Consider the following 18,972-nt stretch of genomic DNA (forward strand, 5'->3'; position numbering starts at 1 on the left):
TGCTCAGAGCTCCATACCGTCATTAGGGTCCATGGCGACTTGACGGGCGACACCACGGAGCTGTTGGCGTATAACCCGGGACTGCCGGACCGTGTCCTCGTCATCATCAAGAACGGCGGCGAATTCCTCTGCCGGCGTTAGTTCGGTCGTCTCCTTGGCGATCGCGACGTGATCGGGGAGTTCGGGCTCACGACGGAGCCCGCTGTTTGCTGTGTCTTCCTCGGCCTCCGCAGCTTTGGCAGTTGGACCTCCAGTTGGTTTCAGCACTTGGAGCGCTGACCATCCGTCCGTTCGCGATGATCGGCCGGCTGTCCCAGGACCGGGCGGCGGCAGAACCCGCTCGGTGAATCGCCGATCCTCGTAGTAGCGGACCTTGTTCGCCCGGATCGGCGCCGTCCCTGCCACCATGACGATCTCGTCTGCCGGCGGAAGCTGCATGACTTCGCCTGGGGTCAGCAGCGGCCTCGCAGTTTCCTGCCGTGAGACCATCAGGTGCCCAAGCCATGGGTTCAACCTGTGCCCGGCGTAGTTCTTCATCGCGCGCATCTCGGTCGCCGTGCCTAGCGCGTCGGAGACCCGCTTGGCGGTCCGCTCATCATTAGTCGCGAAGCTGACCCGGACGTGGCAGTTATCGAGGATCGCGTTGTTAGGCCCGTAGGCCTTCTCAATTTGATTGAGCGACTGCGCAATCAAGAAACTCTTGATGCCGTATCCCGCCATGAAGGCGAGCGCGGACTCGAAAAAATCAAGCCGACCGAGTGCCGGGAACTCGTCAAGCATCATCAGGACTCGATGCCGGCGGTCGCGGGCGTGCAAATCTTCGGTCAGGCGCCGGCCGATCTGGTTCAGCACCAGGCGGATCAGCGGCTTGGTCCGCGAGATATCGGAGGGCGGCACCACGAGATAAAGCGTCGTGGGACGGCTATCTGCGATCAGATCGGCAATCCGCCAATCGCAGCGGCGGGTTGCTTGGGCCACGACAGGATCGCGGTACAGCCCGAGAAACGACATCGCGGTGGATAGGACGCCAGAACGTTCATTCTCCGACTTGTTGAGCAGCTCGCGCGCGGTCGAGGCGACCACTGGATGCGCACCCTGCTCGCCAAGGTGCGTCGTGGTCATCATGGCCTTCAACGTTGCCTCGATCGGCCGCTTCGGGTCGGACAGAAAGGAGGCGACGCCGGCTAGGGTCTTGTCCACCTCCGCGTAGAGAACATGGAGGATGGCGCCGACCAGGAGCGAATGGCTCGTCTTCTCCCAATGGTTCCGCTTGTCGAGCGATCCTTCGGGGTCTACGAGAACGTCGGCCACGTTCTGGACATCGCGAACTTCCCATTCGCCGCGCCGGACCTCGAGCAGCGGATTGTAGGCTGAGGACTTTGGGTTGGTGGGGTCGAACAGTAGGACGCGGCCATGTCGCGAGCGAAAGCCGGCCGTCAGTTGCCAGTTCTCACCTTTGATGTCGTGCACGATGGCCGAGCCCGGCCAGGCCAGCAACGAGGGAACGACTAGGCCAACACCCTTACCGGACCGAGTGGGCGCAAAACACAAGACGTGCTCCGGTCCGTCGTGGCGGAGGTAGTGCCGGTCGAGCTTGCCGAGCACCACACCATCCTGACCGAGAAGTCCGGCCGCTCGAACCTCATCCAGACCAGCCCAGCGCGCCGAACCATAGGTCTCGACATTCTTGGCTTCACGCGCGCGCCACACCGACATGCCGATCGCCACCGCGATCGAAACAAAGGTTCCCGACGCCGCGATGAAGGCACCCTCGAGAAAGATTTGTGGCGCGTAGGCATCGTAAACGAACCACCACCAGAAGAACACTGGCGGGTAGTAAATCTTGAAGCCCCACAGTTCGAACCAGGGCCGCCCAAGCTCCGGTTGCCAGGCGAGCCGCCAGGCCGTCCACTCGGTTGCTCCCCAGATGGCCAGCAAGACGATCAGGCCGACAACGATCACCTGTCCCCAGAGGATTTTGGTTCCGGACATCCCGAACGCCCTTCCGCAACTGAATTGGAGAGACTGCTAGAGGCCAAGGTCGCGCTTCCGACCAAAACCCCGTTCGATGCCACCGCCGTCCTTCACGACGCCGGTGACGTGTTGGCCGAGTTTCTTTTCGAGTTCGCGCGACCAAGGCACGAGCTGGAAGCCGAGCCCGTTATCGATCATGGCGAAGCGTCCTGAGCTGAGCGTCAGCCGCTGGCGATATGTGCCCGCCACATGCTCCCCGGGGTCACGCTTCATGTAAGGGAGGCGCGTGTCGGCCGAGACTTTTGCGGCCACCTCATCCAGTTCACGCCGGCGCAAAGTGTTCAAGAGGTCGCGCTGCAATATGATGCGTTGGCCCTGCCGCCGCGCCAGGCCTTCCTGGATCAGATGCTCGGTACGGGCTTCCATGGCGTCGCGTGTCTCGCGGCCGAAGCCGCCCATGGCGAGCGGCATGGCCTTGCGTTCGACGAGCCTGTGGTCGAGCCAAGTTGCCCCTCTTGCCTTGACCTGACCACCAAGATCGAGATCGGAACGGGTCGCGAGCACCACGGTGGGGTGCGGATCGCCGGGTGGACCGAAACTCCGGACTTCGACGATGCCGCCGACGGGCGGTGCATATTCGAACGCCTCGAGCCCTCGGAAGCGCACGTGGTGCGCGCGTCCATCTGTTCCGTCGATCAGAGCGTAGGCCTCGCCAGTCAGTTCGTCATGCAGTCCACGGTCGACCAGGCGTCCGATAATCTGGGCCGTCGGCTGTCCACCCTCGATGACGAAGTCGGCAACGCCGCGGGGTTCTCCACGCTCGGTAAAGGCGCGGTGCATGGTCTTGATGATGTCGCCGCGCATACCGAGGTCGCGCAAGCTACGCTCGGCCTCAAGCCCGACCATCCATTCGCCTGGTGCGGCGGAGGCAGCAAGGCCCATCTTCTCAAGGTGCTGAAGGCGACCGACCATCAGGCGCCGGATCTCAGGATCGGAGCTGCCCGGGTTCTCGGGGCGAAGATCGATAGTGCCGGTCTCATCGGCCGCCAGCCGGATCTCCCGATCTAGCCGCGTCCACCGTTCAGCTGTGACTTCCCTCTCCAGCGAATTGCGGATCTCCTGCTCTGGTCTTGGTCCCAGTTCGATGGCGACCAGTTCCTCGGCGCGCGCGCGCAGACCTCGGCTAATATAATCGCGGGAGATCACGAGATCCGCCCCTTCCTCATCTATCCCCCGAACGAGAAGATGGACGTGAGGGTTGTCGGTATTCCAATGATCGACGGCCACCCAATCGATCCGCGTCCCGAGATCCGTCTCCATCTGTTTGGCGAGATCGCGGGTAAAGGCCTTCAGGTCGGTCATGTCGCCCGCATCCTCCGGCGAGACGATGAACCTGAAATGATGCCGGTCGTCCTCACAGCGCTCCGCGAAAGCCGCGCTATCGGCACGATCGCTGCCAGCATCGAACATCTCGGCCCGCTCACCACTCCGGGTCACGCCGTCGCGCTTCAGATATGAAAGATGGGCCGTCATTGGCGCTGAACGGAAGGCTCTCCCTTTGTGACGAACCACGCGGGCCTTCACCACGACGCGCCGCGTTGGGCTGAACAATCTGGCGCGGCTAAAGGCGAGGCGCCCGCGGCCAAACGTCGAGCGCCCATAGGCCGCAGAACGCCTGCCAGCCGCGGCCTGGCCCGAGGTGTGTCCCGCTCTCTTCGCCGCCCGCAGCACCTGGTTGATGAAGCTCTTTTGCTTCGGCGCGCGGGTACTGCGGATGCGCCCAGGCCGAACGCGCAAGTCGCTGTCGCGCACGCTCACGGAAGGGCCTCCCAGGCATCAAAAGCATGCACGGTGCCGAAAACGCCGTTGATTGCATTCATCAAAATGCACGGCGCGGCACGCGTCCCGACCGACCGGCACGCCAGAACCCATGCCATGCCAATGGCTTGCGGTTCGACCGGCGAGCCCCTTTTATCTCGCCGTCCTGCCGTCGTGGTCTCCCGGTCGCCGGTTCCCCAAAGGGCCGCCGCAAGTTGCCAGCCAACTCGCGGAGCCCCCACTGCTTCCGAGCGCTTGCGATAGCGATCGTTACCCGAAGGGCCGAGACACCCGAAGGGTGGCTCGGTGAGGAGCGAAGCGACGAGTAGAGCGCGGGCCGAAGGCATCGCCCATACGCCACCAGCTTGTGAACCCACACACTTGGTCATTGCGACACTTCCGAATCCGATCGAGGGACGAACACGCCGATTGGCCGGGGGACCATGGGCGAAACATCGGGCGCCGAGATTGCGGTCGTGACACCGCTGGATGGCATGAGCGCCGGCAACCGATCGCTCGTTTTCGTGAGATTGGCTCGCGCGACGAATAGCGTCGCAGCTGCTGATGACTGTCGGGTCGACGTCCACCTCGGCGGCAGTTCGATGGCTAGCAGATTTGGAAGCTTTGCGACGTATGCTCGCGTCTCGTCTGGCAAAGAGCCGCCTGCGAGATGCTCTTCATAGCGGGATGGTCCCGCGTTGTACGCGGCAAACACGCCAGGCGAGCCATACCGATCGAGCAGTTCGCGTAAGTACGCCGTACCGGCCAGAATGTTATCGTGCGGGTCGTATGGGTCGTTCCCGAGATTGTAGCGCTCGCGAAGTTCCGCCCAGGTCGCCGGCATGATTTGCATCAGGCCCATTGCGCCTTTTGGCGATCTGGCGTGCACGTCACCAGCACTCTCGACGCTTTGCACTGATCGGATCCAGTTCGGCGCAATCGCAAAGCGTTGTGAGGCTTCATTGATGAAACCGGCAAATGAGTGAGCGGTCTGACTGATCGCCGGCTGGGCGGCTGATCCGCTCTGGGCCAAAGCAGCACTGTCACCGGCGGTCAGAAGAAGCATCAGGGGCACGACAGCGCAAACACGCGTGCCCAACCGACCAAAGGACGCGGTCGGGCTCGCGCCAGCCTTGCAGACATCGATCGAGACGACGGAATGATCCCACAATCGATCGAGCAAGGGAATGGCAAGGAGAACACCTCGAATACGCATGATTACTCCTCCCACGTCCATACCGGCATCGCACGGCCGATCACGCTAGACGCCGGAAGAAATCCAAAATACCGGCCATCAAGAGAGTCGTCCGACTGCCAGTTCATCAGAAACAGCTCGCCGTCGCTAACGACGCGGCAGCCCTGCCATTTCGGCAGCGGCCTGCCCCGTCTGTCGTGATCCTTCGCCTCGCCCACCGCGACATCGTCGACCGAAATCGCGAGGCCGGTTCTGCAAACACTTTGCCCCGGAAGGGCGAGCACGCGCTTCAGCATGGGGACGCCGATGGGTAAATAGCCGTTCAAGTCGAGGAAGGTCGCGAGCGGCTCCGGCGGCTGCACGGCGACCAAATCAGTGACTTGGAATTGGTCTGCCGGTCGGAGGCGGTAGAGACCGATTGGCACGCTTGCGGATGCGTTCCAGATGTAAAGCGGAAGCGGCTCCAGGACGATCGTCGCGATGAGCGCAGCAGCGACACCAAACGTGGTGGTCAGCGTCTTCATGCGGCCCGTCATCGCATGATCCTCTGACGGTGAAGCCAAGCCTGGTGGCGCGCTTTCGTATACGGGCGCGGGTTTTCGTTAACCGACAGGCGGTTATGAACGTGATGCCAATGATCGGGCGCGACATCAGCAGGATCGATGCCGAGTGCCTCAACGGCATCGATCATTTGCAGCACTCGTTCGACCTTCGGCCAGCCGGACAGACGCAGCAAAATCTCTCCGCCGGGCTTCACATACGGCACGGTCGAGCAGCGCTGTCCCGGAGCGACTGCGCGCAAGATGTCGATCCGCGAAATGATTGCCCCAAAGTCGTTGGAGGTCCATCGGGCGAAAGCAAAGATGCTGCCCGGCGCAAATGACAGGACGCGCCGATGGCGCTCAAGCTCCCTTTCCTTGACGACACGACCGAACCGAATCCGGTTTTCGATACGCTTGTCGAGCCACAGCACTTCTACTTCGGTAAGATCACTCATACCGCCGCTCCCCTACGCTCGACCTCGGAGCCGTTCGCTTCGACGGCCGGGAAGTGCGTGTACGGCTTGTGAAGGCCAGCAGGGCGAACGGGCCGGCTTTGCCGGCCACCTCCCAAGCGCTTTGCGGCCTGGTCCGTTAGAAGAAATCCGAAGGATTTCTGGTTAGTAAAGTTAGAGCGGCCGGAAAGCGCAGAGAAACAAGCCTTTAAGGTCGATTCCGGTCCCCGATAGCACGAGGATCGGGTCCCCGATAGCACGAGGGTTGCGGTCCTCGATAGCACGAACTGATTCACAGGTTGTCCTCCGAATTTGGAATGAGACCGCGCCGGCGCAAGCGTGCCGTCAGGGGATCAACAGGCGTTGGCGCGAAGTTCAGCCGCTCGATGCCGTTCAGATCCCGTGTGAGCACGAGCTGATAACCGGGCAATGTCTGGCGCTGGACGATCTGACGTACGTCGTAAGCAAAGTGCTTGAGCGGCGAGAGGATGCCGGACTTGGCATGGAGGTGTGCAAGGTCAAAGCTCCAGCCATCGTCCTGCCGACCGCCGTGCTTGCGCACAAGACGATAAAGCCACCGCTCAAGTCCGCCGGTGAGCTCGAAATAGGCGCGGTCGATCGTCAGCACGAGCGCGTCGTCGATGACGCCGGCATAGAACCAATCCGGCAGGATCAGCTCGAGCCCGAATGGGCGGCCATTTGCATCCGCCGTCTCCTTCCACTCGTTTATCCAGGAGAAGCGATGCCGTCGTCGTTCCATCGGCTGGCGGATCGACGTCAGCACCGTCGTTGACTGAAGTCTGTCGAGGCCCGCCTTCAGACGGTGATAGTCGCGTGCGCTGGTGCCGCGGCCAACGAACGTTAGAATCTCGTATGGCGTTGCAGCCATCAGACGCGACGTCTTCAGGCCCGCATCCCGGGCTTCGACGATCTGAGACGCGGCCCAGATCAGAACGTCTGCATCCCAAATGGTCGCCATGCCGTGTTCCGGAACAGCTTCGACACGAATTGAGATCGCACCTGCGCGGAAATCGATCGGCACAATCCGCTTCGTTTTTGCGAGCGAGAAGAACGGATAGGCCATCAGATCCTGCGCATCTCGCGGCGCGAGATCGCCGGGCAGCGCCCGAAAGAGCTCAAGCTGGCCGCGCTCGGAATGGTGTTTGCGCCGCATGGTCACTGCTCTCACGCGGCTATCAGCGACGTTCCTGACCTGCATAGGGACGCAGGGCCGGATGCTTCTTGGCGGGCAGCACGGTCCCCTTGCCGGGATCGGATGTCGAGGTCTTGGCGCCGCGGTCGGCCCACGCTTTCAGGTCATCGACGGCGTAGACGACACGTCCGCCAATCTTCCGATATGTTGGTCCGGTGCCGTACGTGCGGTGCTTCTCCAGCGTGCGACCGGAGAGGCCGAGGTAACGCGCGGCCTCCGGGGTACGCAGGAAGCGCGGGGGTAGACCGGCCATCGGATCGGGCATTTGGGGACTCCAGGATGACAGCGCACCACGGATGGCGGCGCTAGCGTGTGTGCGGCCATCATGGAGGAGCAGGTTCTCGGAGGGGGATGCCGAATATGGAGGGAGCGGTTTTCGGCACGCCTTGGGAACGACGCTACCCATCCCTGCGCCCGGGCCGCAGAATTTTTTGCGGTGACCACCGCGCATCAACGCGAGGCCGGCTTGCACCAGGCGGATCGTTCGATTACGCAGTTCGTGGGTCTTCTAAGCGCGATCGGGGACGCGGTTCTTGCCGGACAGGCGCCGAGTAAGAGTCGCCCTTGCTCAGTCACCCATTTGGCACGAGCAAGATGACTCTGATATGCGCGCCGCGCACGGTCCGGCTCTCGGTCGGACCACTTGAGCCACTTCGCCCCAGTCCGCCCCCTCACCGCCGGCCGTGCAGAAGGCGAACGTACGTGACGACATGCTGTTCGTTATAGGCCGTCAACGTCGGCTCGTTCGGCGCACTGTCAGCTACGTCTGGATCTGGGGCTCGCTCCTGCATCATACCCGCTTTTAGAACGCCTATAAGCTACGCCATGGTCTCCGATGCGCGTTGGAATCCAGGATAGCCCTTGGGTAGACACACGGCCGAGCTCGGTCGCGCACGTAGCGTCGTCACATCGATAGCATGTTCGGACACGAATAGAAACGATCGTTGCTAGAACGATCGTTCCGGTCAGTTTCCCATATCGCCATGGATCTCAAGAGATCATGGCTGTGACTCTGCGTCGGAAACGCCATGATCTACAAATGACGCAGGAGGAGCTGGCCGAGCGTGCGGGTCTAATCGCCGTTATGTCGGCGCCATCGGCGACGCATCAGCAAGCGATACCGTGCTCGGGCAGATTGCTGAAGCATTAGGGGGCAAGCCGGAAGACCCGCTCAAAAGGGCTGCGCGGCTTAGCAAATCGTAATCCGCACCTCAGCCCGGGCGCGAAGTGCCCCGTCCGGCGAACCGGGCGGGGCTTGATTGAGCGAGCTTACTCACCGTTCTTACGCGGCCGCGACCAGAGGAGCGTGTAGCCTTCGCCGCTTTCGTCCTCGAAGAGGTTCGCATAGATCGGAGCGTTGAACGAGGGGTCGTCGAGCTTGAGTGAGAGGTAGTCGCGGCCTTCCTCGGAACGCTTCGACCAGGCTGCGCCGATCTCCGCGCGCCCCACATAGATGCGGTGGCTGGGGGCGTTGTCGTTGGACCGGTTGGTCTCGGCGACGATGCGGACGCCCTTGGCTTGCAGGCTCAGGGTGACAATCTCGCCCTGGAAATCGTTGCCGACCTTCTTGAAAGAACCGATGTTAGCCATGTCACTTCTCCTGTTGTGTTTCGAGCCCGCGACCACCGCGGCCTCGATGGCGATCTAGGGGCGAAGACGATCGGCGACGCACCCGCCCGCGGGCCGGAGCGCAGCGGAGGACGCCGTTGTGGCGACTTTCTTGACTCGCGAGGAATGGGCGAAGCCCAGGGGAAGAAAGTCGCATCAACGGCGTTGCGGCTCAGACGATCGAGGCGAAGCCGGTCTTCGGCCAGATCAAGCCATCCATGAGGCCACGTGCGTCGGCGTGCTGAACCGCAATCTCAGGAGAAGACATGACTCATATCGGCTTTGCTGAACAAGAGGTCGGAACCATTCAGCGCAGAAAGAGAAACAATTTTCTGCAAAGGGCGGTATCGTCTCGCACGAATGGATCGGCGCAACACCGCTCCGCCGCGGCTGCGTGGGCCAGACCCGAACGCCGGCGGCTTGATCGAGAGCTCCGAGGCGGACTGCCTCTCCCGCGCTCGATCGCTCCCGTTCAGCGCGCCGATCTATGCGAACCTGTTCGACGATGAAGGAGGTAAATGGTCATCTCTCAGGCCTTCCGGCCGTAAGAACTGGTTAGGACGGACTCTCCACCACCCTACCCGGCTCGAACGGGCGGGTCTCCGCCGGAACGATCAAGCGCGTCCATGACGTAACGCCAATGCAAACCGCGCCCAGGCAAGCGAAGACTTCACGCCAAACCAACGAAGGCACCCCAATCTGGGACAGGGCGAACACCACATGATAGCCGGCAACGGCGGCGGGAATAGCAAATGCTGTCGCGATCGCGATGCGCAAAGCCAAGGACCGGGTAATTGCGACGGCGACTTGGCCGAGGACGAGCGTCAGCGCACCGCCGGCCGTCGCGATAAGTACCGCACCAATGAGGCCGGCGCCGCTCCGAAACGTAGTCATTCCGATACTGAGAGCGACGAAAAACGGCAGTGCATACACAGCGATCGCAAAGATCGCCCAGCAGAACAAGCCGATGCCGAGTGTGTTGATGGCAAGCCCAAGGGCAAGCATGGTGGTGGCTCCATGTGCATAGATGTACCAGTCGCGCCTTCCACCACCACCACGGCGCAACTCTGAACATGAGACGGAAAGGAGGCGGAGTTGCGGCGCATGCCCCCCGCTCCAACTGTTTGGAGGCGAGAAGACGGCTTATGTGCCGCCGAACCTCCAGACCGGGATGCCGAGGCGCTTTGCTTTGTCCGCCAGGTTGTCCTGGATTCCTGTGCCCGGGAAGTGCATGACGCCAATCGGCAGGAGTTCGAGCATGGCGTCGTTGCGTTTGAATGGGGCTGCCTTGGCGTACTTGGTCCAGTCAGGCTTGAATGCGATCTGAGGCACCTTGTGATTAGTCGCCCATTTGGAGGCGATAAGCTCCGCACCTTTCGGCGAGCCGCCATGGAGCAGGACCATGTCGGGATGCTTGGCGTAAACCTTGTCGAGGCGGTCCCAGATGAGGTGGTAGTCATTAAAGTCTAGCCCGCCGGTGAGTGCGATCTTCGGTCCTTCCGGCAACAAGACCTCGGTTTCAGCGCGACGTTTTGCTGCGATGAAGTCGCGGGAGTCGATCATTGCTGCGGTCAGCGTGCGATGATTCACCAGTGATCCCGATCGAGGGCGCCAGGAGGATCCGGTGTGAGTCTCAAAGCGTTCGATGGCCTGATCGCGGAAGAGTTCCAGGCAGTTGCGGCGCTCGATCAAAGTGATGCCCTCGGCCGTCAAGCGCTCGAGTTCGACTGATCGGACCTCAGAGCCATTCTGCTCGCGCTGGCTCTTCTGCTGCGCCTGCTCGTTATCGTCTAGATGGCGTTCGATGCGGTCGACGGCTCGATGGAACAGGTTGACGGTCGACCACAGCAGATCGCCCAGGTCCGGCTCGAGCCGCGTGTCGCTCAACGTCGCGACCAGGGCGTCGAACACATCGGCGACGGCGCCAGCGATCATCTTGCCCTCGGGGAGCGGTCGTGGGTCAGGCTGGTCGTCGAAGGGACGGTAGCCGAAGAGCTGTAGTTCGGTCAGCACGTGGTCAGTTGGAGAAGAGGCGTGCGGCGGTTCGATATCGTCGTTGTCGGTCATTGGAGTGATCCTTTTCCGGATCGGCCGCGCCCATCGCGGCCTTCGTGGCGATCACTCAGACGGCGGGCGGAACGGGCCAGAACCCGCAAGGGCCGAAGCGGCAGCGGAGGATGGCGGAGGCCGGCTATTTTGCTTCGCGATGCAAAGCGCGCCGGTCTAATGGCTGATGTCTTCTCATCGCCAGCGCGCGGCGGAAAATAGCCGGGCGTAGCCATTGCCGGCCCGGTCCGCTTGCCGTCCGATCGCCCTCTAGAAGGCCGAGGTCGCGTCCTCTTCCGGCAATGGCCTTGGAACGACCGAGCTATCAACGTCGATCGAAGCACCGGCCTATTCTGCGGCTACTGTCGACGAATGCAGGAAGCGGACGACGTCCTCTGGTGCGAGTTGAAGCCGTAACTCTGCTCGGAGGGCCTCGAGACCGAAGATGTGCAGGTCTTCGTTGAAATCCCCCAGCCGGGGCGACAGGGTGATCGCTTCAACGCCGGCCTCTTCGGCGCGCTGGGTGAGAATCGCCTGTACGGCATCTCCGGCAGCATCGTCATCGCGGGCGATATAGAGCCGACGCAGGCCAGATGGCAGCATGATTGCTGCGAGATGATTGGCCGAAATCGCGGCAGCCATGGGCATGGTCGGCAGCACGTAACGCAATGAAAGCATGGTCTCAATCCCCTCGCCGGCGGCGAGCACGTCGCCCACCACACCGAAGCGGACGGCGTTGCCGAGCAGGTCACCCATAGCCCGTCGTGGCGTGTCGATCGGAGCCTTGCCGAGACGAACGCGATCAAAGCCGTCTGGATCGAGCCAGGTTCGGTGCGCTCCGGTGATCCGCCCCTCGAGGTCCGTGACGCGGGCAATCATCGCCGGCCAGGTCTCGGTGGGCGAATGCTCATCCGGTCGATAGTAGCAACGAGGGTGGAAGCGCAGGCTGCCACCATGGTGGATGTGGGTTATCCCGCGACGCTGCAAGTATTTTTCGACCACCGTCCCCTCGATCGGACTGGATATCGCAAAGAGCCGACGGGCGGCTTCCTGCGATCCAGCCGGCGCTACCGAACGAACGGGTTTCGAGGTCAGCTGGGGCACGGGACGAGGCAGCTTCAGAAACCGTCTCGCCTCCTCGGCGGCCGCGCTGAAGTCGCGCAACCCCCGGCATTCGCGGATGATGTCGAGGAGGTCGCCATGCTCGCCGGTCGCAGCGTCGGTCCACTTGCCGGCAGGGCCCTTCGGTGATTCCTGAAGCCGCACGAACATCGAGCGGCCCGGCTTGTTGCGGACGTCGCCGACCACCCAGTACCGCCCCGCGCGCTTGCCATTGGAGAGATAGTATCGGCACACGGCCTCGGCCTCGCGCGCGAGGCGGCATGCCAGTTCGCAAGGCGCGGGGGACATCACGCAGCCACCCGCTCACTGACGCGCGCGACCGGGTAGGTTTCGAGCACCTTTGTCAGGATCCCGACGCCGCTTTCGTCTGTGGGCACAAACATCCGCAGCTTCCAGGAGATGATCTCTCCAAAGAGGCCGTAAGCACGGAGGCGATCGCGCATCGTGTCGTTGAATCCCGATAGCTCGATGCGGCATGCGCCCATCACCCGGACGCGACGAAGCTGGAGCCCTTCCGCGAGATCGAGGAGGGTGCGTCCTTCCATCAAGGCCGCAAAGGCAGTGTCCGGCGATAGCGTAGGCGCGTCCGCCGCGAAGGCGTTTGCGACCCACGCCGCAGAAACCTTGCGGCCGATGATGCGCTCGCCCGCATCGGTCTGGAGCCGATAGACGCGGGTCGATTCGTTCGGCAAGCGTTTCCAGATGGGCAACAGCAAGCCGGCCACTACGTGGATCGTGCTTTCCGTGAACTCAGGCACCTCGGCGAGCTCCGCCAGCCAGGCCGCGGCAAAACGTTCGCGATCCGCTTCGACCCAATGGCTCTCCGCCATCATGTTCAGTCGGACTTGGTGCTGCTCCATAGGGCGGATCAGGCGGACGCGGCGCTCGATGTCGCCGTCGTCGAGCATGATGCTCGCGGCCGGAACCTGCACGGCGGCCCTTCCTGAGCGCTCGTTGATCAGCAGGACGGCAGGATTGGAAAGACGAGTAAGGGCGTCATCCAAACCAACGGGATGGTTACGCCGGCGCTGGATGACGCTGAGCAGCCGCGTCTCGGCACCTGTGCGCGGATGGACATAGATCGTCCGCCGGCCGCTGACGACAAAGCTTTCGGCGCGGAGCGTTTCCAATCCGACATCGTACGTGCCCGATGCGACCGCGCCCTCGATCCGGGCGGTCAAGAGCTGCTCGAAAGCAGTGAACAGGACATTTTGCAGGTCGATGGTGAGCGCCAACAACCTGTTCAGGAAGGTCGTGATCGGCGGCAGGTCATCCCTGAGCCCATTGGCATCTGTCAGCTTCAGGCCGGTTGCATCCTCGAACTTCTCGAGCGAACAGCCGTCGACTTTGCCGCGCACCAGCAGCATGTAGAGTTGACGCAAAGCATCGCGCCCGTACTGACTTTCGAGATTGTCCTCGGGCCGGAAGAGGCCCTGTCCTCCGGTCTGGCGCTGGCCGCGCGTAATGGCCCCCAATGTGTCGAGCCGGCGCGCGATGGTGCTGAGGAAGCGCTTTTCGGCCTTCACGTCGGTCGCGATGGGCCGAAACAGCGGGGGCTGCGCCTGATTGGTCCGGTTTGTGCGGCCGAGCCCCTGGATCGCAGCATCCGCCTTCCAGCCGGGCTCAAGCAAATAGTGGACCCGCAAGCGGCGATTCCGGGCCGACAGCTCGGCGTGGTAGCTCCTCCCCGTGCCGCCCGCGTCGGAGAACACGAGGATTCGCTTGACGTCGTCCATGAAGGCCGATGTCTCAGCGAGATTGGCCGAACCGGCTCGGTTGTCGACCACCAACCGGTCGCCCTTACGAATGATACGGCGCGTGCGGCCGGTCACTTCGGCGACCATGTCGGTGCCGAAGCGCTGGACGATTTGATCCAACGCGCCGGGTACCGGGGGCAACGAGGCGAGTTTCTCGATGAGGCGGCCGCGTCGTGCGACGGCTTCCCGGCTCTCGACTGGCTGGCCATCGCGATAGACAGGCCGAGAGCAGAGATTGCCCTCCGAGTCGGTGAAGGGCTCGTAGAGCTGGACCGGGAAGGAATGGGCGAGATAGTCGAGCACATATTCGCGCGGAGTGATGTCGACCTGGACGTCGCCCCAGTCTTCGGTCGGGATCTCGGCGAGCCGGCGCTCCATTAGCGCTTCGCCCGTTGAAACAATCTGGATGACGGCGGCATGGCCGGCGTCGAGATCGCGATCGATCGACCGGATGAGCGACGGCGTTTTCATCGAGGTCAGCAGATGACCGAAGAAGCGCTGTTTGGCGCTCTCGAAGGCGGATCGAGCCGCGGATTTTGCCTGCCCGTTCAGCGTTCCGGTCTCGCCGATGATGTTGGCGGCCCGCATCGCCGCATCGAGGTTGTTATGGATGATGCTGAACGCATCGGCATAGGCGTCGTAGATGCGAACCTGCTCCGGTGTAAGCTGGTGCTCGACGAGTTCGTACTCGACGCCCTCATAGGACAATGAGCGGGCGGCGTAGAGACCGAGCGCCTTGAGGTCGCGCGCCAGAACCTCCATCGCCGCGACCCCACCCTGCTCGATTGCCTCAACGAACTCGGCACGTGTGGCGAATGGGAAGTCGGCACCGCCCCAAAGGCCGAGGCGTTGGGCATAAGCGAGGTTGTGGACCGTGGTGGCGCCCGTCGCCGACACATAAACCACCCGAGCATTGGGCAAAGCGTGCTGGAGCCTCAGGCCTGCGCGCCCCTGCTGAGAGGCCGCCTGATCGCCGCGCTCGCCCTTGCCACCGGCCGCATTCTGCATGGCATGGCTCTCGTCGAAGACGATCACTCCGTCGAAGTCGGAGCCCAACCATTCAACGATCTGACTTACGCGCGAAAGCTTCTCGCCACGCTCGTCGGTGCGTAGCGTGGCGTAGGTGGCAAAAAGGATGCCTTCCGAAAGCCGGATCGGTGTGCCCTGGCGAAACCGGGACAGAGGCGTAACGAGCAGTCGCTCCATGCCGAGTGCGGACCAGTCGCGCTGCGCATCTTCGATCAGCTTGTCGGATTTGCTGATCCAGACCGCCCGGCGGCGGCCATTGAGCCAATTGTCGAGCAGGATGCCGGCGACCTGCCGCCCCTTGCCCGCGCCGGTGCCATCGCCCAAGAACCAGCCGCGGCGAAAGCGGACGGCATTCTCAGCGTCGTCGCGCGCGGCCGCCACAACATCAAAGGTCGCATCGACGGTCCAGGAGCCCGCAAGGAATTCGGAAAGCGCCTCGCCAGCATAAATGATGCTCTCGACCTGGGCGTCCGATAGAACTCCATCTGCCACCAGACTTGAAGGCAGATGCGGACGGTAGGACGGCTTCGGCGGCGCAACGGACGCCATCGCCGCGGACTGCACGAGTTTCGTCGGATGGGAGCACGATCCGGGAATACGGATGGACTGTAATCCGTACTCCTCATATAGCGCATCGGTGAGGCGGGCGCCTTCCGGCGGCGACCATTCGACGGTCTCGTACGTGAGTTCGACGCGATTTGGCGCTGCGCTTTCCGAAGTGGACGACAGACATGATACGGAAGCGCCCGCCGATCGGGGCATTGCAGGGCGGCTAACGATGTCGGCCACGACCGGCGCGGCGACGGGTAGCCTCGGAGGCACGTACTGGGTCACCCAATTGAGCAAGATGGCAACATCGCCGGCCATGCCCTGCGATGCAGGAAAAGCCTTCGGATCGGCAGCGGGCCACTTGTCGATTACGAGCAGCCTCGTGTCCGTCTGAGTGCCGTGCTTGGCATAGACGGCGCCGTCGATCGCGGCAGAGAACACGACCCGTCCGCGCTCCTGGAGGCGAACAAAGGCCTCTAGCCACGCCGGGTTATCCGGCGCAAGGCCTGCGCCAACGATGGCGACGAGGCGTCCACCATCGCAAAGGCGCGCGAGCGCCGAAGCGATATGCCGGAAAGCGGCGTCTGCCATCCGTCGATCGACATTCGCCACCGCGGAGAACGGCGGGTTCATCAGAACCACGCTCGGCACAACGTTCGCGTCGAGGTGATCATCGATCTGCGCGGCGTCGAACCGCGTGACCTCAACGTTGACAAACAAATGATCGAGCAGCGCCGCGCGACCTTCAGCCAATTCGTTCAACATCAGAGAGCCGCCGGCGAGCTCGGCGAAGATCGCGAGCAATCCGGTCCCCGCGGATGGCTCCAGAACGCGGTCGGCAGGCGTAATGCCGGCTGCGACGCATGCGGCCAGCCCAAGCGGGATCGGCGTCGAGAATTGCTGGAACGCCTGACTGTCCTCGGAACGCCGCGTATGGGTCGGCAGACAGCTCGCGATTCTCGCGAGCATTGGCAGCATGGCAGCCGTCGAGCCAGCCTTGGCGCGCATGGCCGGACCGAACTTGCGAAGAAATAGAACTGTTGCCGCCTCGCAGACGTCATAGGCGGTCTTCCAGCTCCAGACGCCGGCCGCGTCTGAGGCGCCGAAGGCTGCCTCCATGGCGCTACGCAGGACGGCGGCATCGATGCGACGGCCGCGTTCGAGCTCGGTCAGGAGCTGTCGCGCGGCCCTGATGGCGGCGGAGGTGAGATTTGCGGCGGCACGCATCGAGAGCGGCGCGGCGGCAGCGCCGCCGGCGAGAGATTCGGTCATGGCAGGATTTCTCGGGAGAGCAGGAACAGGTCGAACCGCGCGGCGCTCCCCTTAAGACCACGGCAATTCAAACCTTCCCGGCCCTGCTCTCCCTCTCAGCGCTCGCCCATAAAATGGGGACCGGCGTTACACACCGGTCTCCAGGCAACTGCGGGATGGCCCGAGCCATCCCGCTCTGTGTCACTCAGCCGCGTCGAGCTGTTGCGGGTCATCGTCGCCGGCGTTCTCCCGATCCTCATCGTCGGCGAGAAATTCGGGTAGCGGGCCTGCTTCAACCTCCGGCTCCAGTGACGCCGCATGGGGATCGACGAGACGCAGCGGTTCCGGCAACCAGCCCGAACCATCGAGAAGACGTTCGGCCTCTTTGGCCATGTCGGCCTTCTTCAAGTGGGCGATCAGCTGCGCGGAAGATTCTCCCCTTGCTTCTCGCACGGCTTCCAGAATGCGAGGCTTGATGACCCCGCCAAGATAGTTGTCGACGGTGGGTCGCCAGCCGGCCTGCACCATGTCCAGCCCGACCGCGCGCGCCAGCACATTGGCCTGGTCGAGACGCGCGCGAACACTATGGGCGGAGACACGGCCCTGATCGTAGTGGTTGGCTGGCTCGTAGAGAGCGTTGACCGCAAATGACGCACAGTGAGCGAACAGGGACGCCTGAGCGGCACCGTCGAGAGCTGTGAGCGCATCCCACAGGTCCTTCTCGCCTTTCGGCAACCGTGCTTTCCAGGACTCAGGCGGCGCCTCGACGGTCTTCGCGGACGCGCTCTCCCTCAGGCCGGGGGCTTGAGCGGGGAAGGTCGGCGTGCGAAGTCCGATCTCAAGGGGACTCCCCGTCGACGAGAACCCGTAGAAGGCAGTCAGCACGAAATTGTGCAGCACCGCCTGGAACGCGATCGCCGGATTTTCCGCCAGCGCATCGCGCAATGCCAGTGTACGATGTGCGGTCAACTCGGTGATCAGCCGATCCGGCAAAGGTTTGGCCGCGTCCTCATCATCTTCTTCAGTGTCAGCAGCGCTACTTGCGACCGCGATGACGTGCGCTGAATGGAGCTACCCTCCTTCCCCTCGACCGGCTGCGCATCGGTGCCCTGCCTGACGTCAGAATCGATCGCGGACATGTCGTCCTCCGACCGAACATAGCCCCGATCCACCGACAGGCGCCCTTCGGAATCGATGCTGACGAAGACGCCAGTGCGGACGATCTCGGCCGGCTCGTAGATCATCGATCGGTGTTCGAATGCGAGCAGTGCCGCTTCGATCTTGCCGAGCCGCTGGTCGACCTCATCGGGCAGTTCGTCGGCATCCTGATAATCCGATTCAAGCTTAGTATGCTCGCCGTTGGGTGCGTCGATGGTGGCCTGCTCCTCCGGGGTGAGATCCATAGGTTTGCCCTCGAGTTCGCGGAGGCCGTTGGTATGGCCGTAGGGGAAATCGACCGCCACTGAGATCCAGTTCCAACCCTCGGTTGCGATGCTTTCCGCCTCGAGCTTCAGCTTGTCGGTAACAAGACGGTCCAACAAGGCAAGGTCCTGCAAATATCCGCCATCGTCCTGCTCGAACAGATCACGCAAAACGCCGCCGCCTGCCTGTTCGTAAGCCTCGAGGCCCACGAACCGAGCGCGGCGATCGGACGCACGGACCGTTAGTTCGGTCAGCAAGCGCCGGATCTGGTATGGCTCGTCGTAACCCGAACGACTGACCTGCTCCCAGACTTGCTCCTGGCGAACATGATCGGCTGTCACCGAGAACGCCATCAGTTGCTCGAGCGTCATACCGTCGTGGGCATAGATCTCGTGCAGCTTGCTCGAAACCGAGGCCAGTCGAAGCCGCTGCTTCACGACGGCCGGGTCACAAAATGCCACGCAGCGGTCTTCCTCGCTCATGCCACCTTGCTGGAGGCGCTGGAACGCGCGGAACTGATCGAGGGGGTGGAGGCCGACTCGCTCGTCATTCTCCGCAAGCGAGTCATCTTCCGCGATACCCTGGTCCCGAACAACGCACGGAACCGCTTGCGTCTCCGCCATGCGCTTTTGTTTCACAAGCAGTTCGAGGGCGCGATAGCGCCTGCCGCCTGCAGGCACTTCGAACATGCCCGTCTCGTTCCCTTCGGCATCAACGACGGCACGGACGTTGAGGCTTTGCAGGAGGGTGCGCGCCGCGATGCTTTCGGCGAGTTGCTCGATCGAAATGCCCGCCTTCACATGGCGAACATTGGATTGGCTCAGCACCAGCTTATTGAAGGGAATGTCGCGTGAGGGCGACAGGGTGATCTTCTGGACAGCCTTCGTGATGTCGAGTCTCCACGACGGGCCGCCGCGAGCCTCTCTCGGCCTTCAACCCGTCGCGAAAACGACCCTGCCCTCTCACTCGCTTACCCGCGGTGGCCGAGGAGACC

12 protein-coding genes and 3 pseudogenes are annotated in these 18,972 nt (G+C 62.9%); 1 reads left to right on the forward strand and 14 read right to left on the reverse strand.

Annotation, left to right across the window (positions count from 1 at the left end; translation table 11 throughout):
* Window positions 1-3: 3 nt before the first annotated feature.
* The 8 genes and pseudogenes from ACTEK7_RS22455 to ACTEK7_RS22490 form a co-directional block, all read right to left on the reverse strand.
* Window positions 4-1,992 (reverse strand): conjugal transfer protein TraG, encoded by a 1,989-nt coding sequence (locus tag ACTEK7_RS22455; RefSeq protein WP_225128618.1) that lies wholly within the window; start codon window positions 1,990-1,992, stop codon window positions 4-6.
* A 36-nt stretch (window positions 1,993-2,028) separates the two neighbouring features.
* On the reverse strand, window positions 2,029-3,792 hold the full coding sequence (locus ACTEK7_RS22460) for a DUF3363 domain-containing protein (protein ID WP_225147713.1): 1,764 nt from the start codon (window positions 3,790-3,792) through the stop codon (window positions 2,029-2,031).
* Between the two features lie 385 nt (window positions 3,793-4,177).
* A complete protein-coding gene (locus tag ACTEK7_RS22465) occupies window positions 4,178-5,008 on the reverse strand; it encodes a lytic transglycosylase domain-containing protein (RefSeq protein ID WP_225128620.1) in 831 nt (276 codons plus the stop codon).
* 2 nt (window positions 5,009-5,010) lie between these two features.
* Complete coding sequence (locus ACTEK7_RS22470) at window positions 5,011-5,523, reverse strand: S26 family signal peptidase (RefSeq protein WP_225128621.1); 513 nt, start codon at window positions 5,521-5,523, stop codon at window positions 5,011-5,013.
* On the reverse strand, window positions 5,520-5,984 hold the full coding sequence (locus tag ACTEK7_RS22475; protein ID WP_225128622.1) for a DUF2840 domain-containing protein: 465 nt from the start codon (window positions 5,982-5,984) through the stop codon (window positions 5,520-5,522). Before ACTEK7_RS22475 ends, ACTEK7_RS22470 begins: the two co-directional genes overlap by 4 nt.
* Window positions 5,985-6,273: 289 nt before the next feature.
* Window positions 6,274-7,155: a replication initiator protein A gene (locus ACTEK7_RS22480; protein WP_225128623.1), complete on the reverse strand. Its 882-nt coding sequence runs from the start codon at window positions 7,153-7,155 to the stop codon at window positions 6,274-6,276.
* 22 nt (window positions 7,156-7,177) lie between these two features.
* A complete protein-coding gene (locus ACTEK7_RS22485) occupies window positions 7,178-7,459 on the reverse strand; it encodes a helix-turn-helix transcriptional regulator (protein ID WP_008561544.1) in 282 nt (93 codons plus the stop codon).
* A 281-nt stretch (window positions 7,460-7,740) separates the two neighbouring features.
* Window positions 7,741-7,985: pseudogene (locus ACTEK7_RS22490) on the reverse strand (DUF2285 domain-containing protein); the annotation flags it as partial.
* A gap of 209 nt (window positions 7,986-8,194) precedes the next feature.
* Between ACTEK7_RS22490 and ACTEK7_RS22495 the strand changes: the two are divergent.
* A pseudogene (locus tag ACTEK7_RS22495) lies at window positions 8,195-8,397 on the forward strand (helix-turn-helix domain-containing protein).
* Window positions 8,398-8,463: 66 nt separating this feature from the next.
* On the opposite strand, the gene ACTEK7_RS22500 reads toward ACTEK7_RS22495, so the two are convergent.
* From ACTEK7_RS22500 to ACTEK7_RS22525, 6 genes and pseudogenes are all read right to left on the reverse strand, one after another.
* A complete protein-coding gene (locus ACTEK7_RS22500; RefSeq protein ID WP_128948358.1) occupies window positions 8,464-8,784 on the reverse strand; it encodes a DUF736 domain-containing protein in 321 nt (106 codons plus the stop codon).
* A gap of 573 nt (window positions 8,785-9,357) precedes the next feature.
* Window positions 9,358-9,807 carry a hypothetical protein gene (locus tag ACTEK7_RS22505; RefSeq protein ID WP_225128625.1) on the reverse strand — a complete coding sequence of 150 codons (450 nt, stop codon included), beginning with the start codon at window positions 9,805-9,807 and terminating at the stop codon, window positions 9,358-9,360.
* A gap of 138 nt (window positions 9,808-9,945) precedes the next feature.
* Complete coding sequence (locus tag ACTEK7_RS22510) at window positions 9,946-10,869, reverse strand: DUF2493 domain-containing protein (RefSeq protein WP_225128627.1); 924 nt, start codon at window positions 10,867-10,869, stop codon at window positions 9,946-9,948.
* Between the two features lie 327 nt (window positions 10,870-11,196).
* Complete coding sequence (locus tag ACTEK7_RS22515; RefSeq protein ID WP_225128629.1) at window positions 11,197-12,258, reverse strand: DUF7146 domain-containing protein; 1,062 nt, start codon at window positions 12,256-12,258, stop codon at window positions 11,197-11,199.
* On the reverse strand, window positions 12,258-16,577 hold the full coding sequence (locus ACTEK7_RS22520; protein WP_225147714.1) for a strawberry notch-like NTP hydrolase domain-containing protein: 4,320 nt from the start codon (window positions 16,575-16,577) through the stop codon (window positions 12,258-12,260). The genes ACTEK7_RS22515 and ACTEK7_RS22520 overlap by 1 nt, the downstream gene beginning before the upstream one ends.
* A 180-nt stretch (window positions 16,578-16,757) precedes the next feature.
* Window positions 16,758-18,868: pseudogene (locus tag ACTEK7_RS22525) on the reverse strand (ParB/RepB/Spo0J family partition protein).
* Window positions 18,869-18,972: the final 104 nt, after the last annotated feature.

The sequence above is a fragment of the Bradyrhizobium sp. JHI2711 genome, from assembly GCF_056156565.1.